At 50.1% G+C, this 26,122-nt stretch carries 30 protein-coding genes and 1 riboswitch; of the genes, 7 read left to right on the forward strand and 23 right to left on the reverse strand.

What is annotated here, in order from left to right:
* Positions 1-29: 29 nt before the first annotated feature.
* Positions 30-890: a DUF421 domain-containing protein gene (locus PUR_RS14210; RefSeq protein WP_179035810.1), complete on the reverse strand. Its 861-nt coding sequence runs from the start codon at positions 888-890 to the stop codon at positions 30-32.
* Positions 891-1,084: 194 nt separating this feature from the next.
* On the opposite strand from PUR_RS14210, the gene PUR_RS14215 reads away from it, so the two are divergent.
* Positions 1,085-1,291: a DUF1657 domain-containing protein gene (locus tag PUR_RS14215; protein ID WP_179035811.1), complete on the forward strand. Its 207-nt coding sequence runs from the start codon at positions 1,085-1,087 to the stop codon at positions 1,289-1,291.
* Positions 1,292-1,358: 67 nt separating this feature from the next.
* On the opposite strand, the gene PUR_RS14220 is transcribed toward PUR_RS14215, so the two are convergent.
* The 3 genes from PUR_RS14220 to PUR_RS14230 all read right to left on the reverse strand — a co-directional run bounded on the left by PUR_RS14220 (position 1,359) and on the right by PUR_RS14230 (position 4,649).
* Entirely contained in the window at positions 1,359-2,093 is a 735-nt protein-coding gene (locus tag PUR_RS14220) for a M15 family metallopeptidase (RefSeq protein WP_179035812.1), read from the reverse strand.
* Complete coding sequence (locus PUR_RS14225) at positions 2,086-3,066, reverse strand: hypothetical protein (RefSeq protein ID WP_179035813.1); 981 nt, start codon at positions 3,064-3,066, stop codon at positions 2,086-2,088. The genes PUR_RS14220 and PUR_RS14225 overlap by 8 nt, the downstream gene beginning before the upstream one ends.
* 170 nt (positions 3,067-3,236) lie before the next feature.
* Positions 3,237-4,649, reverse strand: a complete 1,413-nt coding sequence (locus PUR_RS14230) for a DHA2 family efflux MFS transporter permease subunit (RefSeq protein ID WP_179035814.1) — start codon at positions 4,647-4,649, stop codon at positions 3,237-3,239.
* Positions 4,650-4,856: 207 nt separating this feature from the next.
* On the opposite strand from PUR_RS14230, the gene PUR_RS14235 reads away from it, so the two are divergent.
* A complete protein-coding gene (locus tag PUR_RS14235) occupies positions 4,857-5,291 on the forward strand; it encodes a DUF4395 domain-containing protein (protein WP_179035815.1) in 435 nt (144 codons plus the stop codon).
* 69 nt (positions 5,292-5,360) lie between these two features.
* Here the strand turns inward: PUR_RS14235 and PUR_RS14240 are convergent, their stop codons facing one another.
* The 7 genes from PUR_RS14240 to PUR_RS14270 all read right to left on the reverse strand — a co-directional run bounded on the left by PUR_RS14240 (position 5,361) and on the right by PUR_RS14270 (position 11,533).
* Positions 5,361-5,891, reverse strand: coding sequence for a hypothetical protein (locus PUR_RS14240; protein ID WP_179035816.1), 531 nt, complete (start codon positions 5,889-5,891; stop codon positions 5,361-5,363).
* A 99-nt stretch (positions 5,892-5,990) separates the two neighbouring features.
* Positions 5,991-7,349 (reverse strand): FtsW/RodA/SpoVE family cell cycle protein, encoded by a 1,359-nt coding sequence (locus tag PUR_RS14245; RefSeq protein ID WP_179035817.1) that lies wholly within the window; start codon positions 7,347-7,349, stop codon positions 5,991-5,993.
* Positions 7,350-7,682, reverse strand: a complete 333-nt coding sequence (locus tag PUR_RS14250; RefSeq protein WP_179035818.1) for a PadR family transcriptional regulator — start codon at positions 7,680-7,682, stop codon at positions 7,350-7,352. It abuts the gene before it with no gap.
* A gap of 255 nt (positions 7,683-7,937) precedes the next feature.
* The gene (locus PUR_RS14255; RefSeq protein WP_179035819.1) at positions 7,938-8,723 is read right to left on the reverse strand and encodes an ABC transporter permease; all 786 of its coding nucleotides are present in this window, start codon (positions 8,721-8,723) and stop codon (positions 7,938-7,940) included.
* 7 nt (positions 8,724-8,730) lie between these two features.
* The gene (locus PUR_RS14260; RefSeq protein ID WP_179037919.1) at positions 8,731-9,525 is read right to left on the reverse strand and encodes an ABC transporter permease; all 795 of its coding nucleotides are present in this window, start codon (positions 9,523-9,525) and stop codon (positions 8,731-8,733) included.
* A gap of 88 nt (positions 9,526-9,613) precedes the next feature.
* Entirely contained in the window at positions 9,614-10,666 is a 1,053-nt protein-coding gene (locus PUR_RS14265; RefSeq protein ID WP_179035820.1) for an ABC transporter ATP-binding protein, read from the reverse strand.
* 87 nt (positions 10,667-10,753) lie between these two features.
* Entirely contained in the window at positions 10,754-11,533 is a 780-nt protein-coding gene (locus PUR_RS14270) for a GTP cyclohydrolase II (RefSeq protein WP_179035821.1), read from the reverse strand.
* A 191-nt stretch (positions 11,534-11,724) separates the two neighbouring features.
* Between PUR_RS14270 and PUR_RS14275 the strand changes: the two genes are divergently transcribed.
* Positions 11,725-12,057: a winged helix-turn-helix transcriptional regulator gene (locus PUR_RS14275; RefSeq protein WP_179035822.1), complete on the forward strand. Its 333-nt coding sequence runs from the start codon at positions 11,725-11,727 to the stop codon at positions 12,055-12,057.
* A 227-nt stretch (positions 12,058-12,284) separates the two neighbouring features.
* Positions 12,285-12,500: a hypothetical protein gene (locus PUR_RS14280; RefSeq protein ID WP_179035823.1), complete on the forward strand. Its 216-nt coding sequence runs from the start codon at positions 12,285-12,287 to the stop codon at positions 12,498-12,500.
* A gap of 80 nt (positions 12,501-12,580) precedes the next feature.
* Here the strand turns inward: PUR_RS14280 and PUR_RS14285 are convergent, their stop codons facing one another.
* The 12 genes from PUR_RS14285 to queF form a co-directional block, all read right to left on the reverse strand.
* Positions 12,581-12,901 carry a hypothetical protein gene (locus tag PUR_RS14285; RefSeq protein WP_179035824.1) on the reverse strand — a complete coding sequence of 107 codons (321 nt, stop codon included), beginning with the start codon at positions 12,899-12,901 and terminating at the stop codon, positions 12,581-12,583.
* Positions 12,902-13,028: 127 nt separating this feature from the next.
* A complete protein-coding gene (locus PUR_RS14290; protein WP_197970090.1) occupies positions 13,029-14,057 on the reverse strand; it encodes a sensor histidine kinase in 1,029 nt (342 codons plus the stop codon).
* A gap of 20 nt (positions 14,058-14,077) precedes the next feature.
* A complete protein-coding gene (locus PUR_RS14295) occupies positions 14,078-14,764 on the reverse strand; it encodes a response regulator transcription factor (RefSeq protein ID WP_179035826.1) in 687 nt (228 codons plus the stop codon).
* A 78-nt stretch (positions 14,765-14,842) separates the two neighbouring features.
* Entirely contained in the window at positions 14,843-17,317 is a 2,475-nt protein-coding gene (locus PUR_RS14300) for an ABC transporter permease (RefSeq protein WP_179035827.1), read from the reverse strand.
* The gene (locus tag PUR_RS14305) at positions 17,298-17,993 is read right to left on the reverse strand and encodes an ABC transporter ATP-binding protein (protein WP_179035828.1); all 696 of its coding nucleotides are present in this window, start codon (positions 17,991-17,993) and stop codon (positions 17,298-17,300) included. Before PUR_RS14305 ends, PUR_RS14300 begins: the two co-directional genes overlap by 20 nt.
* Positions 17,994-18,206: 213 nt before the next feature.
* Positions 18,207-19,280, reverse strand: a complete 1,074-nt coding sequence (locus tag PUR_RS14310; RefSeq protein WP_179035829.1) for an ABC transporter substrate-binding protein — start codon at positions 19,278-19,280, stop codon at positions 18,207-18,209.
* A gap of 42 nt (positions 19,281-19,322) precedes the next feature.
* Entirely contained in the window at positions 19,323-20,099 is a 777-nt protein-coding gene (locus PUR_RS14315; protein ID WP_179035830.1) for an ABC transporter permease, read from the reverse strand.
* 38 nt (positions 20,100-20,137) lie between these two features.
* On the reverse strand, positions 20,138-20,923 hold the full coding sequence (locus PUR_RS14320) for an ABC transporter permease (RefSeq protein ID WP_179035831.1): 786 nt from the start codon (positions 20,921-20,923) through the stop codon (positions 20,138-20,140).
* 466 nt (positions 20,924-21,389) lie between these two features.
* Entirely contained in the window at positions 21,390-22,115 is a 726-nt protein-coding gene (gene queE / locus PUR_RS14325; protein WP_179035832.1) for a 7-carboxy-7-deazaguanine synthase QueE, read from the reverse strand.
* Positions 22,112-22,591 (reverse strand): 6-carboxytetrahydropterin synthase QueD, encoded by a 480-nt coding sequence (queD, locus tag PUR_RS14330; protein WP_179035833.1) that lies wholly within the window; start codon positions 22,589-22,591, stop codon positions 22,112-22,114. The genes queE and queD overlap by 4 nt, the downstream gene beginning before the upstream one ends.
* On the reverse strand, positions 22,591-23,253 hold the full coding sequence (gene queC / locus PUR_RS14335; protein ID WP_179035834.1) for a 7-cyano-7-deazaguanine synthase QueC: 663 nt from the start codon (positions 23,251-23,253) through the stop codon (positions 22,591-22,593). The genes queD and queC overlap by 1 nt, the downstream gene beginning before the upstream one ends.
* Positions 23,254-23,266: 13 nt before the next feature.
* The gene (gene queF, locus PUR_RS14340; RefSeq protein ID WP_179035835.1) at positions 23,267-23,767 is read right to left on the reverse strand and encodes a preQ(1) synthase; all 501 of its coding nucleotides are present in this window, start codon (positions 23,765-23,767) and stop codon (positions 23,267-23,269) included.
* A 132-nt stretch (positions 23,768-23,899) separates the two neighbouring features.
* Positions 23,900-23,938, reverse strand: a riboswitch (PreQ1 riboswitch).
* Between the two features lie 201 nt (positions 23,939-24,139).
* On the opposite strand from queF, the gene PUR_RS14345 reads away from it, so the two are divergent.
* The 3 genes from PUR_RS14345 to PUR_RS14355 all read left to right on the forward strand — a co-directional run bounded on the left by PUR_RS14345 (position 24,140) and on the right by PUR_RS14355 (position 26,058).
* On the forward strand, positions 24,140-24,433 hold the full coding sequence (locus PUR_RS14345; RefSeq protein ID WP_179035836.1) for an ArsR/SmtB family transcription factor: 294 nt from the start codon (positions 24,140-24,142) through the stop codon (positions 24,431-24,433).
* Positions 24,434-24,494: 61 nt separating this feature from the next.
* Complete coding sequence (locus tag PUR_RS14350; protein ID WP_232101507.1) at positions 24,495-25,649, forward strand: MFS transporter; 1,155 nt, start codon at positions 24,495-24,497, stop codon at positions 25,647-25,649.
* Positions 25,650-25,722: 73 nt separating this feature from the next.
* Positions 25,723-26,058: a protein YmzB gene (locus tag PUR_RS14355; RefSeq protein ID WP_179035837.1), complete on the forward strand. Its 336-nt coding sequence runs from the start codon at positions 25,723-25,725 to the stop codon at positions 26,056-26,058.
* Positions 26,059-26,122 lie beyond the last annotated feature (64 nt).

Genomic DNA, 26,122 nt, shown 5'->3' on the forward strand with positions numbered 1-26,122 from the left:
CCATAATGGGTAAAGCCGCTCGCCACTCTTTAAGTGGTGAGCAGCGGCTTTAACTCTGCAATCACTTCCAGGAGCTGGGACGAGCACGACTCGTACAGCTTTTTGGCGTCTTTATTTTGAGTGGACAGTCCGAACATTTCCAGATCGGCTTCGCATTTTTTCAGCAAGGCGTACACCTCCGGCTTCTCCTGAGGCTGCGGAACCTGAACGTTGTCGGCGTACAAATCGACCGTCAGCTCCCCGTAGGAATCAACCTGGCCCAGGAATATATCCTGCAGATTAAGCTGCTGCTTCTCCAGTTCATCCATCAGCCATTTTGGGGTCTTCCCCATCATATCGAGCGGTTCGGGCATCATTTTTCCGTCCATAATGACGGCTTGGGTTTCTTTCTCCGGAGCTACCTTAATTCCCAAATGCTTCGGAGTGAGCGGCTGATTCTCGCGGTTGAGCAGCACATTGACCTGTCCGCTCGCTTCCATAATTGCAAATTCGACATCGGCTACCTTGAACACGTCCTTAGCCCGGAGCTGCTCCAGCAGATCGTCCGTCGTCAGGCGCTCTTTTTTGAGGTTTTCCTCCAACACCTTGCCGTCCTTGATCAGCACGGTCGCTTTGAAATCGACGAAGTCTCTGGCCTTCTTGCTTTTGAGCTGCAGAAATTCGATCCCGAAGGAAATGGCGACCCATACCAGAATTGCAATCATGCCCAAATGCCAGGTATTGTCGGTATCCAACGAGATGTAGGCCGCCAAGCTGCCAAGCGTGATCCCCGTAATATATTCGAAGAAAGAAAGCTGGGACACCTGTCTTTTGCCAAGTATCTTCGTTAACAGAAAAAGTACAATCACAGCGAATATGGTCCGAAAAATAACCTCCAGCCAAGTCGGCATTTCAGCGCCCTCCCTTTATTTTGCTAGCTAATCCTAACCAAATTCATTATGGCTCAAAGGGGTGGAACCTATCCGAAATTCACCTGTTCTTTTTTGGTAACAATGGAATCGACCTCGTGCATAATCCAAGCTTGAGGCGCAAATATTACCGTGGTGCATCACCATTCATAACCCAAACATAGGAGGAATTGACGATGACAGTAGCTTCAGATGTAAAAACTTGCCTTTCATCATTGAAAAGCGCTCAAGCAAGCCTTGAGCAGTTCGCATTGAGCACTCAGAATCAGGACGCCAAAACTCTGTTTACCTCTGCTGCACAGCAAACCCAGCAAATCATGCAGCAGGTGGAAAGCCGGGTACAGCAGCTTGAGAGTGAAGAACCCCAATACAAGGGTTTCTAAAGCAAGCAACAGCAAAAGGGCCTCATTCTCCACTAAAGCCGTGGGGAGTGAGGCCTTCATTCGTTTGCTATTCGACATCAAAATCGAAATACCGGTCAGGAAAAGGCTCTTTAATTAGCGTAAAGTGCCACCATTCCTTGCTGTATCCTTTGAATCCATGCTTGTTCATGACTTCCTTCAGAAGCCTCCGGTTGGCCTGCTGCGCCTTGGTGATCTGCGGTGAATAATAATACGAAAGACTGCCGAAGAAATCATGCGGCCCTCCCATATCGACGAGCTTGCCGGTATTAATGCTTACAAGCGTCAAATCGACGGTGCTTCCGCGGCTGTGCCCGGATTTGGTCGCGAGAAAACCGAGCTTGAAGAGGTTCTCTTTATCCAACCGGGGGTAGTATTGCTGCTTCATCTTCTTATCTCCGGCATCTTTAGACCATTTGATAAAATCGTTGACCGCCTTCTGCGGACGGTAGGCATCATAAATTTTGATCGCATAGCCTTTGGGTTCCAGTTCATCGCTAACCGCTTTTAATGCTCTGGCCGCTTGCTTCGTCAAAATCGCATAAGGCGCTTTGTACCCGGCAATCCGCCGTCCCGCAAAATTGCTCTCGCCGTAATAGCGGATGTCGAACCGGGCTTTCGGTATCACCTCGTCCACATACACGAAACCTGCGGGAAAAGGATATTGCTTTATGGCTGCACTCCCCGACGCATTTACCGGAGAAGCCGTATTCTCGCCACCCGGCAGCGGCACATCCGCAAATATCAGAACCATCGCCAGCGCCAGAATCAACCGCTTAATCATTTTGTATGAAATCCCTCAAAAATTTCTCGATGTTTCCGTTCCATTTATCGCCGCTCGCATCCAGCATTCCCAGCACACTCTGGATCGTCTTCAAAACTCTGCTGTCCCCCGCCCCGCTCTGCAACGCTTTTTCATATGCTTGTTTCAGTTCGGGATCAATCGTTGTCAGCTCGCCTTTGGCTAAGTATTCATAGGCGGGAGTATTGTTCGAGCCATAAAACACGAACGTTTCCATCAGCTTCAGCTTATCCTTCACCGCCCCAGTACGATTTGATTTCGGATACTCCTTTACATAGGATTCCAGGGCAAGCGTCCGGTTAATCAGTTCATCCCATGAAATGACGATGGCGGCGTCGTTCAGGGCAGGCTTGTTGGTATCGGCGGCCATCAAGTCAATATAGGCGGCAATGTCTTTTCCGATATAAGGCTTGAAGAATTTGAAGCCCTCGTAATGCATGACAGGGTAATACATGCCTTCACTGGTCTCCAGCTTATAGCCGTAACCGTAGGACTCGGTCAATAAGGCGCGGACGCTGTCATCCGTAATGTACTTCAGCAAGCTGCTGTAAGTGAGTCCTGTCTGCTGCCCGCCTTTACGGTAAGCGGCGTCAATCGCTTTCTGAACCTTCTCCGGGAAGAGCTTTTCGGAAAAAACGTTCAGTCTCGCCTTCTGCGCATTTTCAAGCTGGAGCACCATGACGGTGGCCCGCCAGGAATCGGCTCGTTTGATATGGTTGAGCAGATAATTACGCGCCTGGATCAGGCTGTACGGCGTCTTCGCGGAATTTTTCAAGTATTTCTGGAATTGATTATACACGCCTAATGATTGTTCGGAGGTTACAACGGCCGCTGCCGGAGCGGCCGAAGCCGACTGTGCGATTGCCGCTGTCCCGGCGCCCGCTCCCACAACGATTGCCAGACCGAGCAGGGCATTTCTTTTTATTTTTATAGATAATTTAGGTGGATTTTTCATAAATACCCTTCTTTCCAAGCTGATTTAGTAAAGTCTATATACCCTTTCGACGGGCGTATGCCGCAATATGTTGCAAAAGACCTGAAAAGGCTGCGCCTTTCTTCCAGAATAGCGCCACTCCTGACGAAAAAGCCCCCCGGCATTGGCCGAAGGGCTTCAAAACGTTCTGATTAGTGCATAGCGCCTTCATGCGGATGGCGGACGGCAACACGCTTCAGGAAGAAGGCAAGGATCAAGCCGGCGATGGTCAGCGACATGGCGAAAATAAACGCGTGCTGGACCCCCTGCGTAAAGGCAGCCAGCTGCACGGCCGGGTCTTGCGGATTCTCCACGCTCTTCAGATAGCTGTTCGTTCCGGCCGTCATGATGCTGATCGCGAGCGCGGTGCCTATGGCACCGGCCACCTGCTGGAGTGTGTTCATAATGGCTGTGCCGTGCGGATACAGCTCAAGCGGAAGCTGGTTGATTCCATTCGTCTGGGCCGGCATAAACACCATCGATATCCCGATCATCAGCGCGCTGTGCAGCACGATAGTGAACGCCACGGTAGAAGCCGCATTAATGTCCGAGAACAGCCACAGCGTGGCGGCGACAATGGCTAATCCCGGAATGACCAGCCATTTTGGGCCGAATTTGTCGAACAGCCTGCCCATAAGCGGCGAAAACAAGCCGTTAATAAGTCCGCCCGGCAGGAGTAATAGCCCGGCCTTGAACGCGCTGTATCCCTGTCCGTTAATCAAATATAGCGGCAGAATCAGCATTGCGGCCAAAATGACGATCATACAGATAAAGATCAACAGCAGGCCTACGACGAACATCGGATACTTGAACACCTTAAGATCCATCAGCGGCTGCTTCATCGTAAGCTGGCGCCATACGAACAGAATCAGCGAGATCGCCCCGACCGCAATGGCAATCCATACTTTAAGGCTGTTCCAGCCGTCCTCTTCTCCGGCGCTGCTGAAGCCGTACACGACGCCCCCGAAGCCAACGGAAGACAGCAGAATCGACAGCCAGTCGATGGCGGGCTTGGTCACTTTCGTTATATTTTGCATGAAGACCATCCCAAAGATCAGCGCAATCACGAGAAACGGCAGCGACATCCAGAAAATCCAGTGCCAGCTCAGTCTCTCGATAAGGAGACCAGCGATCGTCGGACCGGTGGCCGGGGCTACCATGATGACCAGCCCAATCATCCCCATTGCCGCTCCTCTTTCTTCAGGCGGAATCAGCACCAGAATCGTATTGAACATGAGCGGCAGCAGGAGCGCCGTTCCCATAGCCTGCACGACCCGGGCGATCAGCAAAAATTCAAAATTCGGTGAAGAGGCGGCCAGAGCCGTTCCGATAATCGAAAAAGCCAGGGACGCGATAAATAATTGCCTCGTCGTGAACCGCTGAATCAACAACCCCGAGAGGGGGACCAGAATCCCCAGCGTCAATAAATATGCGGTAGTCAGCCACTGCGCCGTAGTCGGCGTAATATTCAGTGCTTTCATCAAGTCGCTAAGCGCGACATTAAGCGCCGTTTCACTGAACATGCCGATAAAGCCGCTGAGCAGCAGCGAAACCAGGATCGGCATCTTCCTTATCCTCTCCTTGTTAATATCTGTTGATTGTATCGTATCTCCCACTCCGATTCCTCCTATATTTCTGTCTCTTCAACTATATTATAACAATCGGTCTCCATAACAAAACCATAAATTTAAACTAAAAGTCAAATACTTTTACTATCAAAATAGGCTGGCTGAGATTATAATTTAATTATTCCAATAAGTGAGGTGGGTTTAATGCCCGATACGTCAAGGGGGATTCCCAGACCGCTGGTCCGGGCCAACCAATCGGTTATCGTTCTGTCCGTGTTGTTAACCTGGTTTACCGGTTTTTACTGGTTTCTGGCTATACCGCTGGCAGCAGGGCTGCTCGGTCTATTGTTTCGGTACAATCCGGTTATCAGCCTCTCTGCCCGGTTTCTGCGGAAAGACCGCTCCGCGTATGTTCTCGAAGACCCGGAGCAGCAGCAGTTCAATCAAAGCATAGCCGTCATCTGTCTCGCTGCCGGACTTGTCAGTCATCTTGCCGGTTGGTTAACCGCGGCGTATATCTTCACCGCTATTGTAGGTACCGCCGCCTTAGTAGCCATACTCGGCTTCTGCATCGGCTGCTTCATCCACTACCAATGGAAAATGTACTTGTACAAACGCCGGCAGGGCAGTTCGCATTAATATTATTAGCCGTGCATGAAAAAACAGCCCGCACAAACGCCAGAACCGGCGAATGAACGGGCTGTTTTTTTACACTTCTTCGGCTACAACCGACCAGCGGTGGCTGTATTTTTCCAGACGGGGATGTAGGATTCCCGGTTTCTCCGGCAACAGCAAACGCAGATTCTTGATCCATTCTTCGAAAGAGGAGAACGAAGCGAACAGATTGGCCGTCTCCGGCGTGACATACAGAAAATGCGGCCCCGGATAACGCTCGGTCAAATGGCGCAGCGCGGAGTCGATGGGCGTATATTTTTTCCGCTTGCCCTCCCAATTCTCCACCGTTATGGACGAAGTGCCCTGCTCTCTTTTCCACTCATGCAGGCGGTCTTCACGCTTATAGTAAGAGCTTACGGGTTCCTTGGACATTCTGCGCACCGTTTCCTCATGCAGCGGATAGAGCACCAGCTTGCCGAAGTTTTTGTCCAGTGCGGCCTGCGCCGCGGCCCTCAGTTCTTCATCGGTTGTATGCTCGAAGGAATCGTAATAGATTAACGTCCCTCTGCGCTTCTCCGCTGGCGGCTCGTAGCCGTAGGGCACATGCTGTACTTCCCTCTTCATCTCTTGCCTCCCAAATTAATATAATCAACATCCCTTGTATTAGTATCTTACCGTTAGCGGATAAAAAAACAAAATCGACCTGTAATTCCCGCTGCAAGGTCATTTGGGTTGATTAGCATATTCCCTTCCGATTGATGAATAATCCTCACCGCGAGGCAATGTATCTTTCCTGCGGTAAATACTTAGCAGTAAACCGAGTGCCCCAAACTCAGCCAGCAGATGACTGCCTCCGTAGCTTAAAAAGGGCAACGGCAAACCGAGGATAAGAACATGACCGGTCAACAAAAGCAAACCGTATACAAAAGGAAGGATCAGAAGCAGCGACATGCCCGTAAAAAGTATCTTGCCGAAAGGATCGCGGACAGTCCTCCAGGCCAGCACCGCTTGCGCAATGAACCATACTATTACTCCTGCAAGTGCAAGACCCGCCAAGTAACCGAATGTGTAAATCAAATAGGGGAAAAACATGTCGGAATACACGTATGGAAGTTGTTCCCTGAGTGCGCCAAACCCGTGTCCCCACCACCCTGCCGAAGCCATTGTTTCCCGAAGATTGATAATCATGTAGCTGGCACGCTTAGGAACACTGCGCGGATCAAAAGCAGCCATCATACCGAGCCTGTAAGCAGGTTCTTGCCACGCATATAATAATACAGCGGTCACCAGCCCTGAGATAGTAATAATTGAACGGCGCCATCCGCCATTTGACCTGGCATAAACCATCAACGAAACTGCCGTGAATATGACTAATTCCGTCAATGCGTCTCCGACAGCGTAGATCAAACAAGGAAATAGAATCATTAAAGGTCCATAGCGTTTTTTTAAGCGATAAGCCCAGGGAGACGAACTCCGGTCAGAAGTCCACATTCCGGCCAGAGCGACCAGAAGAGTATATGGACTCCAGCCAAAAACATCGATGGCAAAGCCCGAGACTTTGATCCAGCCCTTGGCACCGTTCATAGATACATCAGAAAAAAACACGGCCATCATACCGATTAAAGTCACGACGTACAAAGCCCAGGAATAACGCCGGAGCTTGCGATAGTCGAAGAAAGCCAGCCCAAGCATTAATACGGTACCCATAACCAGATAATGAATGTGATTAGAGGCCAGCCTTCCATAAAACTCGTCGGTTACGGAGTTCACTTGAGTGGCGGCAAGGGATAGCATGCCCGACAATCCGATTGCCGCAAACATTAGAACCACGGCAAGTAATCTCCAATTCATTCGCGGCTTATGTACTCGGTGCAAATTCCTTCCAACAGTTTCTGGGTCACCCATCTGCTCCAGCGCCCACTTGGCAGCGTCTTCTTTCTCGAAACCCATAACTTCCCGTTCCCCCGCCAGTTCTTCCAGATGGTTTGCCAACTCCATTCGCAGCTCACCGTGAAGCTCACGAGCACCGACCTGTGCGCAGACTCTATCCAGATATACCTCAAATGCATCCGATCTACTCACTCAAATCCCTCCATTCCCCAATACGGAATCGACGGCATTGCGGAATAACGCCCATTCGCGTTTCTTTTCTTCCAAAATCCGCTTGCCTTTGTCCGTGATTTGGTAGTATTTCCGTTTACGCCCTTCGACGGTTTCCCAATAAGCCTTAACCCAATCCTCACCTTCCATGGCATGCAAGATGGGGTAAAGTGTTCCTTCCTTCAGCGCGAATGTCCCTTCCGATTTTCTTTCCAGTTCTTTAATCAGCTCATAGCCATACAGCGGTCTGCCGTTTAGCAGCATGAGCAACATCGTAGCGGTGCTGCCTTTCATAAGTTCCCTGTTCATTGCCATGCTCCTCCTATTCCAATCATGGACCGTTCAACTCGTAACGGTCATAATTATACATAGTCATTCTATGCATTGCAATCCTATGTATTGCAGATAACAGGAGAAATAAGATTTTTTCTCGGTAGAATTATTCCAGTACGCAAAAAAACCGCTCCCCTATTGGAAAGCGGCTCTGGTAAAATCAAATGATTAATATCATTAAAGATAATCATTAATGTGCTGAATTATCGTTGCTTGGAAGTCCGATTTGCATTTTCATCAGGACCCCGCGCCCTTATATTTCCGCACTCCCCGGCTCCAGACAAACAAGCCGATACTGACAAAGATTGCGCCCATGACCGGAGTCAGCAGCGCCATCCGCGTCATCTCTTCCCGCTGAAGGAACAGCCCCGCCGGATAGACGCCCACAAAGGCGAACGGCAGAATCCAGGTGAGCAGCACCTGAATCGCCCGGTTGTAAATCGTCACCGGATAGCGGCCGTAAGACTGGATGTTGTACATCAGCGGAATGATGCCGGTGGGAGCGTCCGAGAAGAAAGACAGCGCCGTCAGAGTTGTATAGATTCCCATATAAATGGCCGAAGCGCTGATCGTCAGCAGAATTAACGCCGGAATGGTCCACCACTCGAACGGCAGTCCTAAATTCAAGCCGCTGACCGCCATAATAAACAGTCCGACCAACGAGCCGATTAGCGAGGGCGGGTCCACATTTTCCAGAAATATCTGAAACAGATTGTGTGCGGGACGCGTTAAAATACGATCCATTTCCCCTTTGACGATATAGCGCTCGCTGAAATTCCACATATTCACGAAACAGGCGAACACCCCCCAAGGCAACATGAAAAAGCCGTAAACGAAGACCACCTCGTTCTGGCTCCACCCTGCAAGGCTGTTCGTATGCATAAAAATGACAAAGATAAAAATCAGATTCGTCGCCTGAAATAATAGATCCGAAAGCACCTCAACCCAAAAATCCGCACGGTAGGTCAGCCGGGTCTTCATGTAATTTTTCAAATATTCCGACAGCAGTCCTAAGTGGTACATCTCTTCCTCAACCTCCCTGCACGAACAGGCGCTGCCGCGCCGCGCGGTATAACCAGAACAGCGGAATCAGCAGAACCGCAAACCAGATGATCTGAATGCCGAATACGTTCCAAATCCCCACACCCTGCACCCGCCCGGTAAAGACAGAGCCCGGCAGATAGGTAATCGCCTGGAACGGCAGCAGTTTGAGTATGGAAGACAGCCAGCCCGGGAACAGACTGATCGGAATGATCAGACCGGAGAACAGATCGACAACGACGCGTTTCATGCGCATCAGCCCTTCGTTATTCTCCACGAAAAAAGCCAGCAGCCCGGTAATAATGTTAATCTGCGAATTGATCAAAAAGCTGAAAAACAGCATGACCAAGAAGCCTGCCCACGCCGCCGGGTCATGCGGAAGACGCACCGGAAACAGCAGCATGGCAAGCGCCATGCCCGGGATCATAAACAGCATAAAGCGGAACATTCCCTCTCCGAGACCCTGCATCATTTTGGCAAGAACATAATTGTAGGGCCTGATAAACTGGATGGCAATGCTTCCGTCGCGTATGTCCGTTGAAATTTCTCTGTCGAGATTATTGAAATAGAACGCTCTCGCCATCCACGATACGGCAACATAAGTTGTCATCTGCGCCGCGGTGAAGCCGCCCAGTGACTCTCCCTGTCCGTAAATGGCTTTCCAGGTGAAATAATTGACGCCGATGTTGAGGGAATAGATCAGGATTCCTGTGTAATAATTCAGCCGGTAGGCCAGCATGGTCAGAAAGCGGATGCGGATAAAATCGAAGTACGCCTCAAGCAGCAATCTTCGCTCGGACCTCTTGCCGCCCCCCTGGCCTTCCTCGCCAGTATCCCTGCTCCCTCGGGGTGAACCTGCTTCGGAAAGTGCATTAAACATGCCCGGCTCCTTCCCGAGGCAGCGCCGGAGTCGCCTCTTCCGCCTTATTCGCAGACCCGGACTGGTAAATACTGCGGACGATATCGTCCGTATTCGTTTCAATAATCTTGATATCCGTGATATCGGCTTGTCCGACAACCCGGCCGAGAACGTCAGACACGTTCATTTCCAGCGGAATCCATACCGTAGCGCCCAGATTGTTCTCGGCTGTCCATTTTACAGGCATACCTTCGGTCAGCAGTTCCAGACGGTTAAGCTTTGTGGCGGTTCCAAACTGAAATACCACTTCGCGGCCCGTTCCCCAGCGCTGCTTCAGCTCATCGAGCCCGCCGTCGTAAATAATGCTCCCGTCATCGAGCATAATCACCCGCGAACAGAGCGCCTCAATGTCCTGCAAGTCATGGGTTGTAAGCAGAATAGTCGTGCCATGCTCGCGGTTCATATCCTTCAGGAACGAACGGATTTCAGACTTGACCACTATATCCAGGCCAATCGTCGGTTCGTCGAGAAATACGATGGACGGATTATGCAGCAGGGCCGCAACCAGCTCGCAGCGCATCCGCTGACCGAGACTGAGCTTGCGTACAGGGCGGTTCAGCAGCTCCTGCAGCTCAAGCCTCTCTACCAGCTCGTCCAGACGCTTTTTGTAATCGGTTTCTTCCACGCGGTACACCTTGCGCAGAAGCTCGAATGATTCGATTACGCCGATATCCCACCAGAGCTGGCTTCGCTGGCCGAATACAACGCCGATGTTGCGGACGAATTTCTCGCGCTCTTCATAAGGCACATAGCCGCCTACAGTCAAACGCCCGGAAGTCGGGACCAGAATACCGGTCAGCATTTTAATCGTCGTCGACTTTCCGGCACCATTCTCGCCGATATATCCGCAGATTTCACCCTCCGGAATTTGAAACGAGATATCCTTGACCGCAGTTACTTCGTTGTATTCCCGCTTAAACAAATCAACGAAGGCCCCTTTGAGACCTCCGCGGTTTTTTTGCACTTTAAAGGTTTTTCGCAAATCATGTACATCAATCGCCGCCATAGTATACCTCGCTAAACAATTAAATTCATTCAAAGGCCATTATAAAGGAACGGGCTTAAAAGCACCACCCTTTTAGTGTTTTGCCTTTTACCGTGCTATCATTCCCGGCAGCGATTCCCCGTCCTGCGCTTCAAGATGGCCGGAACGGATTACTTTCGTGCGCAAATATTTCTCGTTAAAAACGGACACATCTCCCCATAGCGCCACACGCTTCACAGCGTTCATTCCTGCTGCCTTCAGCGCTTTCAGCTTCTTGGGATTATTGGTGATAAGCGTAACTGGCTTGCTGCGCAGGTGCTGAAGCACGCTGATGGCGTCCGTATAGCTTCTGGAATCGTCCTCAAAGCCCAGCTCCAGGTTCGCTTCCACCGTGTCATAGCCTTCTTCCTGCAGAAGGTAAGCCATCGCCTTGCTGAACAACCCAATGCCTCTTCCCTCATGATTAGCCAGATAAAATAGAGCGCCGGAGCCGTTCTCCACGATCATCTTCATCGACTGGTGAAGCTGGTAGCCGCAGTCGCAGCGCTTGCTGCCGAAAATATCGCCCGTATGGCAGATGCTGTGCATCCGAATAAGCGCGGTGTCGGCATTCTCGAAATCCCCGTACACCAAAACACTGGATTGCTGGCTGTCGGCAAGCTTCATCCCGGCCAGGCGGCCGATCAGCTTCTCCGTCATTTCCTCTCCCGCAAGTTCCAGGCGTTCTTCATCCGTCACGTGGAGCCAGCTGTACCACTTGAATGTAACGGTCTCTCCGTTCAGGTTCACCGGAAGCGTAATCGGCCCGACAAGGATGTTGGCGGAGTCGTTCAGATCGATGGTATGGATTTTATTTTTAAGTATGGAGACAATCTCAGGTTTAATCATGAGCGCACCTTCCTTAATTATATTTCATTTCAATCGGCCGCTCGCAGCAGAGTCGATTTATTTTAAATTAAAGTAACTATTTGTAAGTAAGTTTATCATTGTAATATAAATTCGTCAAGTTATAATATATACTTAAATAATTATAATTACTTATTGTAAGTTTATGTTATAATGAATGTTGAGGTGATGGTATGAAAAATTTTGAAATGTGTCCCCGCTTTGAAAAAGCAGTCGATCTGCTAAGCAAGCGTTGGGTCGCGCTGATCGTATTTGTATTGATTCCCGGCCCATGCCGGTTTGGCGAAATTGAAAGCTGTTTGTCCAACCTAAGCGGCAAAGTACTGTCCGACCGTTTGAAGGAATTGGAAAATGAAGGCATTGTTCAGAGAACAGTCTATCCCGATATTCCGGTAAGAATCGAGTATTCCCTAACTGCTAAGGGAACGGCACTTGCACCTATTTTGAAGGAGATTGGCAACTGGTCCTCGGAATGGGTTGAGCTTGGAGCCGGAAGTCCCTCTTGACCCGCAGACAAAAATGACGCCCTTTTCCTTCCCGATCGGGATTTAAAGGGCGTTATTTAATATAAAGTATTCGGATTAATAGCATGACAATGGTAGGAATATACATATTTATGTCATACTATAGAATAATTTTATGTCGAAATTGTTGCTCAAGCATTGAAACCAACGGGAAAATATAGTAATTTAAAGAAGTCAAGTAAACTAATTAATAGAGAGGCGGAATAATAATGGAAAGTATGTGTATGGAAATGATGATGACGATGTGTATGGAAGACATGATGGCTAAGATGAAATGCATGAAAATGTGCATGGAAAAGATGTCGAAGATGGACGGCATGGAATCCATGGACATGGACATGATGATGAAGAAAATGCAAGACTGCGATGAAATGATGACAATGTGTATGACTATGATGCGCGAATGCATGCCTATGTCAAAATAATTGTTTCAACTAAATCCGGTCTTGGCAGAGCAGACAACTGCATGCCTTTTTTTTATGCCCTTTTTTGGGCTTTGTCTATTTTAATGATGCGCATGAATATATTTATCCTGAAGTTTTTTAGCCAAAGAGATTCTCTCCAGTTTAAGTTCCCAGACCCGCTCTTTCCAAGCCCTCGCCTGAATATCGCTGCCGCCGCCGTTTCGCAGCTTCTCGAACAGTTCCAGTAAGATCGCATTGATATCGTCAAAACGGTTCCACATCTCTTTAATCTTCTGTTCACGAATTTCCGCTTCCGTCATGCTCTTCAGTTCTTTCAAGGTTTGGATGAGTTCGGCCTGCCACTGGGCATCGCCAATTTGTTTAGCATAATTATAAAGGTCCAGATAATCATCGACAGACATCTCTACATCTCCTCGTTTTTCTTTATACCAAGTATTATACTCGGTATTATAGTTATTGCAATACCCTTTTAAAAAAAAGGAAACCGCCCTCACCAGGAGAGCGGCTTAATCGATATTTTTTATGCTATTAGTCCTGGCTTGAATTCACCCGGAGCCCGTCCAGCGGAAGGAACAGCGAGAAGGTGCTGCCGCTGCCCGGTTCGGATGCGGTTTTAATGTATCCGCCCTGTCCGGTGATTATTTTGCGGGTCAAATATAATCCGAGTCCGACGCCTTCCGCCTCCCTAGCGTTTGTCCCGCGATGGAAACGTTTGAATATGTCGTTTAGCTCTTCGGGGGAAATCCCCTGCCCGTTATCCGCTATGTCGATCCTAGCAAACAGATCATAGCCTGTGAGCGTAATAATAATATTACCGCCTGAATCGGTGTATTTTATCGCGTTATCGATCACGTTATAGATGGCTTCAGTCGTCCATTTAGCGTCATGGGGAAGCACAAGTCCCTGTCCGCCCCTCCATTCGATCGTTAAGTTCTTATTCTCAGCCGCAGGAAACGCCTGCTTAATGGCGGCAAGCACCGTATTGCCGAGGTCTTTTGCTTCCGTCTCGATAGAGATAATTCCGGATTCCAATCGCGATAATTTAATCAGGCTGTTCAGCAGCCACGCCAGCTTGTCGGTTTGGCTCTTCAAGCGCCGGGTAAACTCCGAACGTTTATCTGGAGATATTTCGGGGTCGTCGAGCAGGCTGCTGTACATGGCGAGATTGGCGAGAGGCGTCTTGAGCTGGTGGGAGATGTCCGAGATCAGCGATTTGATCTCCCTGTTTTCTTTTAGATACCGTTCTTTCTGAACGGATAAAATCCCCGTCAGTTGAATGACTTGGCTTTGCAGCTTGGACAGCAGCGTGTCTTCGGTGACGGAAAGTATCTCTTTATCCCGCCGGTAGATGAGGCCCTGGATCATTTCTGAAAGCTGTTCAAGGACGGTTTCCATTTCCCGGCGGACGGAGAGTATGAATCCCGCGAATATCGCGCCGGTGCATGCTATATATGCGAAGCTGCCAATCAGGACCGGAGTTTCCGGGCGGAAGGAGAGCAGCAGCGTGACAAGCAGGCCGGATACCAATGCAAATACAGCCGCCCATCGAAAAATCAACCTCCGGAATGGATTCTTCTTCATCCGTCACCCCACGTATAACCGATGCCAAATACCGTTTTGATGTACCGGCAGTTTTTGGGGTCATCTTCAAGCTTGTCCCGCAGCCTTTTGATATTAACGCTGAGCGTGTTCTCATCGACGAAATTCCCGGACTGGTCCCACAGCCGGTTAAGCAGCATCTCGCGGGTCATGACCTGCCCGCTGTTCTGAGCGAGCGCTTCAATCAACCGGAACTCGGTCGTTGTCAGCTTCAGCTCTTCTCCATTTTTAAATACCATCATTTTATTAAAGTTGATCTTCAAGTCCTTATACATAAAGGAACGCTCCAGCCCGGCTTCATCGTCTCCGGCTCTTCTCAGGACGGCCTTTAAGCGCCGCAGAAGCACCTCCATGCTGAATGGCTTGGCTATATAATCATCCGCCCCAAGGTCAAATCCCGCAACGATTTCCGGCTCCGTATCATTGGCTGTGAGGAAGATAACGGGAATGACCGAGCTTCGGCGGATCTCTCTGCACAATTCGGCGCCGCTGCCATCGGGCAATCGGATATCCAGAATAGCGAGATGAATGTTGTGTGATTGTAGATAATCGGCGCCCTCTTTGTAAGAGCCGGCTGCAAGCACCTCGTATTGTTCTTTTTCCAGTGTATAGGACAACCCCTCAAGCAGCAGCCGGTCATCTTCTACGATCAAAATGGTGGTCATCTATTTCACTCCCCTGCCTTCAGTTTATCAAGGCAGCAGGAGACCTGCTGCGACATGCCGCTCATTGCCCTGCGAGAATTAGGCGGCTTCGCGCAGACGCTCGGCAAGCGGAGAACGGCAGACTTTCCGGTACGCGAGGACCGGAGCAGTCAGACATACCACGGCTACTAGTAAGATTACCGCCGCAAGTGGAACTGCCGGGAACGTATAAACCGCATACGTCGCTTCCTGGCTGAACAGGCGAAACGCGCCGTAGCCCAGCGCATTCCCAAACGCGGTGACAAGCAAGATGGAGATAAGGGCATACCAGGCTCCCTCAAGCAGCAGCAGCTTTTTAATCTGCCGCGACGTCATCCCGATGCTCTCCAGTACCGCCAGCTCAGCCTTTCTCGCCAGAACGCCCGTAACCGTAATGTTGACAAAATTAAGCAGGCCGATCAGAGCGAGAATCATCGAAAGTCCCCCGCCGAGGATATAGAAGGCCAGCTTGGCCGATCGGACTAGCTTCATCATGTCCATTCTGGATTCCAGTTTCAGATCACTGTTTCCGGTAATTGCCGCTTTGACCTGTTCAGCGATTGCGCTCCAGTCTTTCCGATCCGCATCAAAGGACACCTTATAGATGATCGGATCCTTTAATATTTGCTTCATGGCGGTTTGGCTGATGTATACGGTGGGGGCCATGCCACGAACCAGTCCAGCGAAACTAGCAATGCCGCCAATTTCCAGCTCCGTTTCTTTTGCAGCGCCGTTAACCTTCATGGTAAAGCGGTCTCCGGTCTTGAAAGCGGGTATATCGCCATCCAGTAGGGCCACCTCGCCGCGCTCAAAACGCTCCGCGTTGACGGGAGACGGCAGCTTCTCATTCGCCTCACGAAAGTCGGCCGGGTCAAGCCCTATCACATACCCCGGTAACATATCGGGACTTTTCTCAATATCGGCTTCCCCCGAGCTGCCTCCCATATATCGCGCCTTGAATTGATCCATGTATTCTCCGAACACCTTCGGATCATAATTCACCACGGTATTCCCGAGATAAGTGGTTCTAATGTCTTTTGCCCCGGGAATCGACTTGATCTTCGTCAATAGCTCGGGTGAAACAGCTTGCCTATCCCCGGTATTCCATCCGGACCCATTGCTCAGTTCAAAATCATTAGACATATAATCGGCGACAAAATGTTCCGGATTCATGCTAAGCACCAGCGTATTGATAATCAGAAAGGTAGTCAAGCCGAGAAATAGAGATAAAAACACAACGAACGCCAGTTTTTTGATCCTGAAAATGTTGCGCAGCGCCATCCGATGCAGCTTCGAAGCGCCGCTGCCGCTCCGCGCTTTTGAAGAGGGGGTGATTCCGGTGTATTTGGCCGCTTCAATGGGCGAGATTTTTCCGGCAACCCTGGCCGGCTTGACACAGCTGACCATCGTCGTGATCAAGGCAAACAAAGCCGCTCCCACAAAAATAACCGGATGAAACGATAAGCTTCCACCAGTGGGCAAATCGAGCGTCTTCAAGGCCATCGGCACAATTCCGAAGGAAGTTGCCGCTCCGGCGATTAAGCCCGTTGGAATGCCGATCAGCGCCATCCTCAGCGCCTGCTTTCGGATCATGGTCCGGATTTGCCGGCGCGTGACGCCGATTGTTTTAAGCAGACCATAAAACCGGGCATCGCCCGCTACCGATATGTACAGCACATTATAAATCAGCAGATAGCCGCTAAGCATAATAAACAGAACCAGTCCCCCATAACCGATAAGCGTCGCCATGCTGCCGCTATCCAGACTTTTTTTATTGGATACAGCGTTCAGTTTCTGGCCTTGGTGAAGCCCCAGATCCTGTTGCAGCTTCTCTATAAGTTGTTCCGTATCCTTACTTGTAAATAAAATGGAAGCTGTACCGGAGGTTTGAATCGCTGCCCCGCTGTCTTTCATAAACGGCTCGGATACAAGCAGACTGCCTCCGTCTCCGGGGCGAAGCTGCGAATAATCTTTGAACCATCCGGTAAGTTTAAACGTCTCATTATGCCGGACCGGCTTTCCATCGGCAGTGACATTATATTGTAGCGGAACACTCATCCCGATTTCGGGCTTGTCGATACCCATTTGCCGAAGCAAATCCAGCGGAACGGCGATCTCATTCCGGGCAGCGGGATAGGTTCCCTTCCATTCAGAAATGGCAGGCATTCGCATATCGTTCCATTCGGCGGTATCATACCAGACCATTTGGACCGCCTCCTCCGGGTTTCCGGAAGTTCCGTCCGCAGCGCCAATCCCCGCCTGAAGTCCGACCGCCTTGACATAATCGAGTTTCTTAGTCTTTCGAAGCTGTTCTTCTGTCGGCGCGGTCAGCACGGCCTGGGCCTTCGTACCGGCCAATTTAATCTCCTGTTCATCGAATGATTTGACTACGCTCATCCCGATGCTGAAGAAAGAGGTAATCAGCCATGTTGTCAAAAAAATAGCCAGCACTACAACCCCGTTTCTCGCGCGGCTCATTCTCATGCTACCGGCTGCCAGCCTGTTTACGGCTGTCTTAGTGTTGTTGCGAAACATGATGAACCCGTCCTTCCGCAATCTGCCCGTCTTCGATCCGAATCACCCTGTCGGCCATCAAGGCGATTTCCTCATTATGGGTAATCATAACCATCGTCTGGTTAAATTGCCGGCTGGTCACCTTCAATAACCCGATCACTTCCTGGCCCGTGACGCTGTCCAGATTGCCGGTCGGCTCGTCCGCCAGGATAAAAGAAGGCTTGGCCGCAAGCGCCCTGGCTATCGCGACCCGCTGCTGCTGGCCACCTGAAAGCTGGCCCGGGAGGCGGTGGAGCAGCGCCGCCAATCCAAGCGTTTCAGCGATATGAGCAATAAACTCCCCATCGGGACGGTTGCCGTCCAGTTCAATGGGCAGAACGATGTTGTCGTATACATTCAGAACCGGCACCAGATTGTACTGCTGGAAGATGAACCCGATATTCCGTCTGCGGAAGACGGTCAGCTCGTCGTCGTTTAGCGCATAAATATCCTTGCCGCCGATCAAGACTTTCCCTTCGGTCGGCCGGTCCAATCCCCCGAGCAGATGCAGCAAAGTTGACTTCCCGCTTCCGGACGTTCCGACAACAGCCGCAAATTCTCCATTCTGTATTTCCAGATCCACTCCTCGAAGCGCCCGAACTACATTGGGCGCCTTGCCGTAATTTTTGATCAGGCCACTTGCCTGTAAAATGGACATTTCCCCATCTCCTTTTCCCTATGTATTGGGTACACGTCCCATTATATTGGATAGTTCTTACATTCCCGTGACAAAATCGTTCCATTCAGGATCATCCAATGATGAAGAAACGGCTTCACCTTCCTATTACAGGAGGGCGAAGCCGTTTCGCTATGAGAGTATTTTATTTCGGGTTCCGCAACGCGGATAGATCGCGCACGGCTTGAATAAGGTTTAGCTGCTGAACTGCGTAGTGACGATATCGTCAGTCTTGACCTCATCCTTCTTCAGCGTGCCGGACTGAACCAGATCGTCAATCCACGGCTGGAAGAGCTCGGTTGGCAGTCCCTTGTCGGTAAAGTAATAATGGGTTGCGTTTACCGGTTGTCCGATATATTCGGCGGTCAGCTTGACGGACTCGTCCGTATTCGCATTGATCCAATTTTGAGCTTTCTTGATGGCATTGACGAAGCGTTGTACGGCTTCCGGGTTCTCCTCAATAAATTTGTCGGTAAAGTAATAAACGGAAGCGCCTGAAGCCGCACCTAGCCCCGTATCCTGAGAGTCGGCAAGCACGGTAAGTTTGGAATCATTAGCCAGCTTGTAGAAAGGCGGGTGAATGCCAGCGATATCGAGATTGCCTTGTTGAACAGCCTGAATGGCAGCCGTATCCGATTCAAAAGCGACATATTGAATTTGGCTTGGGTCCAGTCCTTCTTTTCTGAAAACCTCATTGAAAATAAAGGTGCTGCAGTTTGGCGCAGTCCCGCTGACCGTAATTTTAGCTCCTTTTTTCGATTCGACATACTCTTTCAATGATTTGCCGGCAAATGACTCACTCGTTACATACCGCATATGACGGAATTTGGGATCTACACTATCCGGCGGGTCCACTTCGCCCAGCGTAACGGCCTTGACCTTGGCTCCGCCAGCCACATATGTAGCCAATGTATTGGGCAATGTCGCTCCGATATCATTGGTTCCGTTGAGAATGGCCGGAAGCTTCTGTTCTGTTTTCAACTCGCCCGTGTATTTGACTTCGAGACCTTCCTCTGCGAAAAATCCTTTTTTCTCGGCGATAACCCAAGGCGTTGAGGAGCAGTTCAATTTGGTATCGGTTTTAAGTGTGATTACCTTTTTGCCAGAGGAGGTCGCATTATAATTTGAATCCTTGAGATTTTTTAAGCCAGCCGCACCTTGGATTGTGTCAGATGTTCTTCCATAATAAGTTCCGATCCCTATGCCTGCCGCAACAACTACGGCCAAAGAACCGATAATAATCAAATTTGTCTTCTTCTTGTTTGCCATTTCCTAATAACCTCCTGAATTTTTTAATTTAATTTGAACCGCCTAATGAATTTGAACCGCTTCTTTCCATACCAGAAAGTGCTTCTTCAACCTGCCAAATAAAAGATTGATAAGGATGGACAACACCGTAATATAGAGAATGATGCCGTACATTAGCGGCAATTGATACTTTGTTGTGGCGCTGATATAATACCAGCCCAGTCCTGTGCTGGCCCCGATGACTTCCGAGGCGATAATCATGAAGAAGGATAATTGGGCCGCAATTTCAACGCCGGTGAAGATGTTGGGCAGCGCATACGGCAGGATTACCTTGATAAAAAGCTCTCGTCTCGTCGCGCCCATCGACCTTGCTGCGCGTATTAGCGAATAGTCGACGGCTCTCGCTCCGGCCATAGTATTGAACAGCAGCGGCCATAGGGTAGCCCAGAATACAACCGCCACTTTCTCGGCTGTGCCAATCCCGAAAAAGATCATAAATATAGGAATGATCGCAAATGGATTCAATTTCTCGCACATCCGAAAAAAGGGCAGCAGCAGCTTCTCGGCAGATTGGAAAAATGTTCCCAATATAAAACCTAACGGAAGGGCAACGAGAATGGAAAGAGCGAAGCCCATGCCAACTCTTCCTAGGCTAATCGCCGTTTGTTCAAACAGCAGATCGGAGGTTGCCGCTGTCCAAAGGCTTATAATAACCTCTGACGGCGGGGCAATTACCCCTTTTGGCACCAGTCCGGCTCCGATTTCCCAGAAGATAAAGAACAGAATAATCGGAATGCTTCCAAAACCAATTTTTCTTATATTTGACCAGAACGAGCTCATGTGTTTTGTTACCTCACTGTCTATTAAGTCTTCTGATGCTAGACGGTTTGTTCCTCCGCTACCTCTTTCCAGTCAACGATATTCTCTTCCAGAAAATCCAGAATGAAATTCAGCAGCGCTCCGACTGCAGCCACGATCACGGCCCCGAGATAAATCCGTTCGATGAATCCCATGCTCTGCGCATTGTGAATGAGCCAGCCCAGCCCTTTATCAGCACCCATGCTCTCCGCGCCAATCAGCATGAAGAAGCTCATCGTGAGACCTGTGCGCATGCCGGTCATAATCGCCGGAAAAGCTGCCGGAAGCACCACCTTGAAAAAAATCTCAATACGGCTGGCATTCATGGCTTTGGCTGCACGAACGAGAAGCGGATCAACTTGGCTTATTCCGGCAATGGAAGTGAACAGAATGGGCCAAAAGGACGACCAGAAGATCACTGTATAGATCCCCCCTTCCCCAATGCCGATAATAATGACGAATACGGGAAAGAGAATATAAGGCGGAATCTGGGAAAGAAACAGGGTGAACGGTTTAATGAACCGGGCCAGCCACGGCAGCGCGCCAGCCAGTATAAATCCGAGAGGCAGGGCCAGGAACGTGGACAGTAAGAAGCCTACAAACACCCTTTTCAGACTTATAGCAATATACAGCAGAATATTTACTAGGCCCAAATCCGCTCCAACCTTAATAACTCTGGAAAAAGGAGGGACGAAAACGGCACTGACCCAACCAAGTCTGGGAGCAAGCTCCCAAATAACGATAACCAAAAATAACAGATAGTAGCTTGTCAGCGCATTATGAATCGACTTCAATGCCTTAATCATGTGAGTATCAGTCCATTCTGATGGGTAGAATTGATAATCAGGTCTCTAGAAATAACATTTTCTCGTTGTTAGATGAATTCAGTATTGAATACAGCATCAATCTGCAATCCCGTTTCTATGAACTCCCCTTTCTCTATAAAAAATCTAATCATGATGCCTTCTTACCTTCCTTCGGTTAAGCCCGCTTCCAAAGAAAGCAAGAAGGCCGGCCCCACAACCTTTACAGGTCAGGAGTCGGCCTCTGGAATACCAGTCAGCTTAATAAAACCTTACTTTGTTTATCGGAATTATATTATTTATCCTAACGGTCGTCTGCTTAACTGTCAATCGTTCATCTCACACTGTCAACAAGCTGTAATACTTTACATTCATTTTCGGAAAAAGAAACTTTTTTCACAGACAATCGTCATAATGTCAATTCCCGCTATTGCCGCCCGGCAGACGGGAATAGGCTTAATTCGGCTCATTATTTTCCTCGTTTGTTATGCCAGATCAGCGCATGAAGCTGCGGGAGAACGCGTGCGGCGTTCATATCGGGATCGGCAATCACCTTGTTGAACAGCCATTCCAGCTTGTTCAGCAGACGCGACGAAATGTCGCCTTCCTCCGTAACGTTCTCGTTTCCGGGTTGAAGAAAGAACGGAACGTCGGGATAACGATGATGAACCCGGGCTGCATAGTTGTAGTCCTCGTCATCAAAGACAACCACCTTCAAGCTGTGATTGCCCGTCCCGCTTGTATGAACCCGCTCCATAATGCCGTCCAGCGCTTCCCAATCGGTTGACATCCCCGAGCTTGGCGGCTTCGGACTAATCGTAAGAGCGTCCACCTTCAGGAACCAATCCTGCCACCGGCTGCCCTGGGTTTCAATCGCCGCCTTGATGCCGCGTTCATGGAGCAGGTCGATCAGCTCGGACAGCCCTTCGCCGATCAACGCCGGATTTCCGCCGGAAATCGTAACGCAGTCGAAGCGGTTGCCTCCAAGCTCGGTCAGACCGGACATGATTTCTTCCGCATCCATCATGACCCGTTTGTCTTTACTGCTGCCATCCCATGTAAAAGCGGAGTCGCACCAGGAGCAGCGGTAATCGCAGCCGTACGTGCGGACGAACATCGTCTTGACGCCGATGACCGCGCCTTCTCCCTGGATGGTCGGCCCAAACATTTCAATTACCGGAATTTTGGTGCTCATAGGTCGCAGCCTCCATACAGCCGGTACGACGGACCCTCTTCGGGGACATCCTCGGCCAAGACTTCGGCCCAGGCCGTCGGCGTCTCCCACAGCTTGACGGAATACACCGGCAGGCCGCTCGTCTTCAGCGTATAAGCGATGTAGCTGGCCAGATTCTCGGCCGTCGTGCGGAAAGACAGCACCGCCGTCTTCGAGCCGCTCGCCTTAAGGCTCTCCAGAACAGGCTCGTCGCCTTTGGCAAGAAAAGCGTGATCCAGCCGGTTGACGACCTTCTCCTTCACCAACGCTTTAATGTCGCCGAAATCGACGACAAAACCTTCGTCGGAACGTCCCTCTTCCGCGACCGGTCTGCCTTTTAGCATGACCTCCAGCTTATAGGTGTGCCCGTGAACGTTGGCGCATTTTCCTTTATGGCCGACCAGTTGATGCGCCGCGTCGAACGAAAAGATTTTGCATACCGTAACTTCGCCTCGCATCAGCGGCCCACCGTCTTTCTAACCTCTTCATATTGCTTAAGCCCGCGGTTCCGCAGCTGACAGGCCGGACATTCGCCGCAGCCGCTCCCTTTGATTCCGTTATAGCAAGTCAGCGTATGCTCGCGGATATAATCGAACTGGCCAAGCTCGTCGGCCATCTGCCATGTTTCTTTTTTATCCAGCCACATCAGTGGGGTATGAATCACGAATTCGTAATCCATCGAGAGGTTTAGGGTGACATTCAATGACTTTACAAATACATCCCGGCAGTCTGGGTAACCGCTGAAATCCGTCTGGCATACTCCGGTAACAATATGATGGTATGAGAACTGTTTCGCAAGAATCGCCGCAAACGACAGGAACAGCAGATTCCGCCCGTCGACAAATGTACTTGGCAGCTCTCCGTCCTCTCCCGCCGAAATCTCGATATCCCCGCGTGTCAGGGCGTTCGGGGCCAGTTGGTTCAGCAAGCCTAGATCCAGAATATGCTGTTTTACATTGAAATGAGCGGCAATTTCCTTGGCGACTTCAATTTCGGCCGCATGCCGCTGGTTATAGTTAAAGGTCACGACCTGTACTTCTTCAAACTGCTGCAAGGCCCATGCCAGGCATGTTGTGCTATCCTGCCCGCCGCTGAAGACGACCAACGCTTTTTTGTTCATTCCGAATCTCTCCTCATCGGTTGTCGATTTTCTCCGGGTATAAATCATGATTGATGAGCCGGTGCTCGGCCATGGCCTCATATTTGGTTCCCGGACGGCCGTAGTTGCAGTAAGGATCAATGGAAATGCCGCCGCGCGGGGTGAACTTGCCCCATACCTCGATGTAGCGGGGGTCCATCAGCTTGATCAGATCGTTCATGATAATGTTGACGCAGTCTTCGTGAAAATCGCCGTGATTACGGAAGCTGAACAGGTACAGCTTAAGCGATTTGGATTCGACCATCTTTTGCTCTGGAATGTACGAAATATACAGGGTGGCAAAATCGGGCTGTCCCGTAACGGGACACAGGCTCGTAAATTCCGGACAATTGAACTTCACAAAATAATCCCTTCCCGGATGCTTGTTGTCGAACATCTCCAGCACCTCGGGGTCATAACCGAAATTATACTTGGTTCCCTGGTTGCCCAGCAGCGTAACATCCGGCATTTCTTCCTTCAATCTTCCTTCTGACATAACAAAAAATCCCTCTCTTTTCCATCGGCATCCTCCGCCGGTATTCGGAAAGAAGAACAAGACTTCATCAAACCTGATCCATGTAGACTAAGAATGTGAAAAATGGACATACCCGTCCCGGGCATATCGGATCTTAGTTTTTTATAGAGGGAGTTTGCGAACCTCTCCTGCGAAATGCCACAGATATCTTCTTCAATTATTATTTATGCGTCTAGAACTATACCATAGGAAGCTCAAGCAAGGCAAGATATTGAGTGTATCCAGCATGCCTGAAGACGGAAGCCGCCCGCAGACGTAACAATAGATAATTATTTAGTCACCGGTATTAATATGCCGTATTGACAGAACACTTCCTGAATATATAATAGTTCTATGACTATTGAACAACTTGATGCTTCTGACGAATATCGTGTGCGCATCTTCAAGGCACTGGCCGACCATACCCGTCTGCAAATCATTCGTACCCTGAAGGGCAGCCGTACCGAACTGAACTGCGGCGAGGTGGGTGAACGCTGTGAAGCCTCCAAATCGAACGCCTCTTATCATTTTCGCACCCTGAGGGAGGCAGGGCTTATTCTTGTAAGAAAGGAAGCTCAGACGAAATACATACAGCTTCATCAAGCGACGTTCGACACTTATTTGCCCGGATTCCTGGATTCCTTGTAATCCGGTTTTTTATAACCATGTTGTTCAATAGTTGTTCAACTAATGAATTAGGAGGTTAATAATGCAAAAATCCAGCTTGACTCTCTTTTTTCTCATTATGTTCGCCATCGGCACAGATACGTTTCTGATCAGCCCTCTGCTTCCCGTCCTTCGTCAAGAGTTCCATGTATCGACCGCAAGCTCCGGCTGGATGGTCAGTGCCTATGCGTTCGGCTACGCCTTGTTCGCTCTGGTGGCAGGCCCGGTGTCCGACCGGCTGAACCGAAAGCATGTCATAATATGCGGGTTGGCCGCCTTCTCCCTCTCTACGGGTTTATGCGCCGCCGCTGTCGGTTTCTGGAGCATGGTTCTGTTCCGTTTTCTGGCCGGGGTCAGCGCTGCCGTCGTATCCCCGCAAATCTGGGCTTCCATTCCGGTCCTGCTCCCCAGGGAAAAGATTTTGCAGGGAATGGGCATCGCCACCGCCGGTCTCTCCATCGCCCAGATGCTGGGCCTCCCCATCGGCAGTTTTTTCGCCGCTCATTCCTGGAATCTTCCGTTTATCGTGATCGGGTTGTTTTCCCTCCTCCTGACCTTTCTGATTCCTTTCCTCCTGCCCTCCATTCCGCCCCACAATCAATCGGCAGACCGCCTTTCTCTCTTAAAGCCATACGCCGGGCTGCTCTCTTCCCGTATTGCGGTTACCGCCTTTGCCGCCTATTTTATTTTTCAGATCGGCAATTTTGCCGCCTTTTCCTTCCTCGGCTCCTGGCTTTCCGGCGATTTCGGCTTAAATGTGGCCCAAATCGGCCAAGTTATGCTGTTCCTAGGTCTCGGCAACATGCTTGGCAGCCTGTTCGGCAGCCGTCTAAGCCAGAAGCTTGGACGCTCCGGAACACTGATTTTGGGCATTCTGGTCAACAGCGTAATGTTTCCGCTGCTCTCACTGACGGGAAATATTACCGGCATTAAGGCAGAGCTGATTGTCATCTTCGGAATCGGCGGGATTCTGTTCCCCATCATGATGAGCTCCCTCCAGTCTTTGTCGGAAACCGCCCGCGGAACGGTCTCGGCTCTGGCGAACACCCTGATGTATTTTGGAACCACGATAGGCGCCGCGGCCGCCGGAGGGATTTATCAGGCCTCGGGTATATTTCTCGGCGTGACCCTGCTGACTTTACTCTGCTTTGTCCTCTCCGCCTTCCTCTTTCGAAAAAGTGGAGTCGCGGCAACTTAGATGGATTCAATTTGCCATAGCAGGGTAAATTACTGATTAAGACTGACAATGTGGCAAAGGATGGGATCGTACGATGGAAGAACATGTACAATTGCTTGCCGATTGGCTGAACGGGCATACAGGCGGAACGATTGTAATCGAAAAACAGGAGTTGGAGGATCGCGACAAGATCTATTTTAAATTGGAACGTGTTGATTACCGGGATGCCGTCGATGTCATTGACGATTATCTGGACAGCGCGCTCATCCTGCACGGTACGGGCAGAACAATGAACGCGGACGGCGAACTGGTCAGCCTTCCGCTTCAGAGCTACGAGATCGCAGTCAGCGGCCTTGCTTTCACTTCCGCGGATGAGACAAGAGTGCAAGCGCAAACGGATCGGGCCAAATATACGCTAGCGCTTGAGTAAGAGCAAGCAAAAAGCTGCTGGGAATGGAGGTTAGCCCCCCCTCATTCCCAGCAGCTTTTTTTGA

Source organism: Paenibacillus sp. URB8-2, from assembly GCF_013393385.1.
GTDB lineage: Bacteria > Bacillota > Bacilli > Paenibacillales > Paenibacillaceae > Paenibacillus_AQ.

Coding starts and splice junctions, on each gene's coding strand:
- PUR_RS14210 (WP_179035810.1), bottom strand. CDS start 890: ATGCCGACTTGGCTGGAGGTTATTTTTCGGACCATATTCGCTGTGATT.
- PUR_RS14215 (WP_179035811.1), top strand. CDS start 1,085: ATGACAGTAGCTTCAGATGTAAAAACTTGCCTTTCATCATTGAAAAGC.
- PUR_RS14220 (WP_179035812.1), bottom strand. CDS start 2,093: ATGATTAAGCGGTTGATTCTGGCGCTGGCGATGGTTCTGATATTTGCG.
- PUR_RS14225 (WP_179035813.1), bottom strand. CDS start 3,066: ATGAAAAATCCACCTAAATTATCTATAAAAATAAAAAGAAATGCCCTG.
- PUR_RS14230 (WP_179035814.1), bottom strand. CDS start 4,649: ATGCCGATCCTGGTTTCGCTGCTGCTCAGCGGCTTTATCGGCATGTTC.
- PUR_RS14235 (WP_179035815.1), top strand. CDS start 4,857: ATGCCCGATACGTCAAGGGGGATTCCCAGACCGCTGGTCCGGGCCAAC.
- PUR_RS14240 (WP_179035816.1), bottom strand. CDS start 5,891: ATGAAGAGGGAAGTACAGCATGTGCCCTACGGCTACGAGCCGCCAGCG.
- PUR_RS14250 (WP_179035818.1), bottom strand. CDS start 7,682: ATGGCAATGAACAGGGAACTTATGAAAGGCAGCACCGCTACGATGTTG.
- PUR_RS14255 (WP_179035819.1), bottom strand. CDS start 8,723: ATGTACCACTTAGGACTGCTGTCGGAATATTTGAAAAATTACATGAAG.
- PUR_RS14265 (WP_179035820.1), bottom strand. CDS start 10,666: ATGGCGGCGATTGATGTACATGATTTGCGAAAAACCTTTAAAGTGCAA.
- PUR_RS14270 (WP_179035821.1), bottom strand. CDS start 11,533: ATGATTAAACCTGAGATTGTCTCCATACTTAAAAATAAAATCCATACC.
- PUR_RS14275 (WP_179035822.1), top strand. CDS start 11,725: ATGAAAAATTTTGAAATGTGTCCCCGCTTTGAAAAAGCAGTCGATCTG.
- PUR_RS14280 (WP_179035823.1), top strand. CDS start 12,285: ATGGAAAGTATGTGTATGGAAATGATGATGACGATGTGTATGGAAGAC.
- PUR_RS14285 (WP_179035824.1), bottom strand. CDS start 12,901: ATGTCTGTCGATGATTATCTGGACCTTTATAATTATGCTAAACAAATT.
- PUR_RS14295 (WP_179035826.1), bottom strand. CDS start 14,764: ATGACCACCATTTTGATCGTAGAAGATGACCGGCTGCTGCTTGAGGGG.
- PUR_RS14300 (WP_179035827.1), bottom strand. CDS start 17,317: ATGTTTCGCAACAACACTAAGACAGCCGTAAACAGGCTGGCAGCCGGT.
- PUR_RS14305 (WP_179035828.1), bottom strand. CDS start 17,993: ATGTCCATTTTACAGGCAAGTGGCCTGATCAAAAATTACGGCAAGGCG.
- PUR_RS14310 (WP_179035829.1), bottom strand. CDS start 19,280: ATGGCAAACAAGAAGAAGACAAATTTGATTATTATCGGTTCTTTGGCC.
- PUR_RS14315 (WP_179035830.1), bottom strand. CDS start 20,099: ATGAGCTCGTTCTGGTCAAATATAAGAAAAATTGGTTTTGGAAGCATT.
- PUR_RS14320 (WP_179035831.1), bottom strand. CDS start 20,923: ATGATTAAGGCATTGAAGTCGATTCATAATGCGCTGACAAGCTACTAT.
- queE (WP_179035832.1), bottom strand. CDS start 22,115: ATGAGCACCAAAATTCCGGTAATTGAAATGTTTGGGCCGACCATCCAG.
- queD (WP_179035833.1), bottom strand. CDS start 22,591: ATGCGAGGCGAAGTTACGGTATGCAAAATCTTTTCGTTCGACGCGGCG.
- queC (WP_179035834.1), bottom strand. CDS start 23,253: ATGAACAAAAAAGCGTTGGTCGTCTTCAGCGGCGGGCAGGATAGCACA.
- queF (WP_179035835.1), bottom strand. CDS start 23,767: ATGTCAGAAGGAAGATTGAAGGAAGAAATGCCGGATGTTACGCTGCTG.
- PUR_RS14345 (WP_179035836.1), top strand. CDS start 24,140: ATGACTATTGAACAACTTGATGCTTCTGACGAATATCGTGTGCGCATC.
- PUR_RS14350 (WP_232101507.1), top strand. CDS start 24,495: ATGCAAAAATCCAGCTTGACTCTCTTTTTTCTCATTATGTTCGCCATC.
- PUR_RS14355 (WP_179035837.1), top strand. CDS start 25,723: ATGGAAGAACATGTACAATTGCTTGCCGATTGGCTGAACGGGCATACA.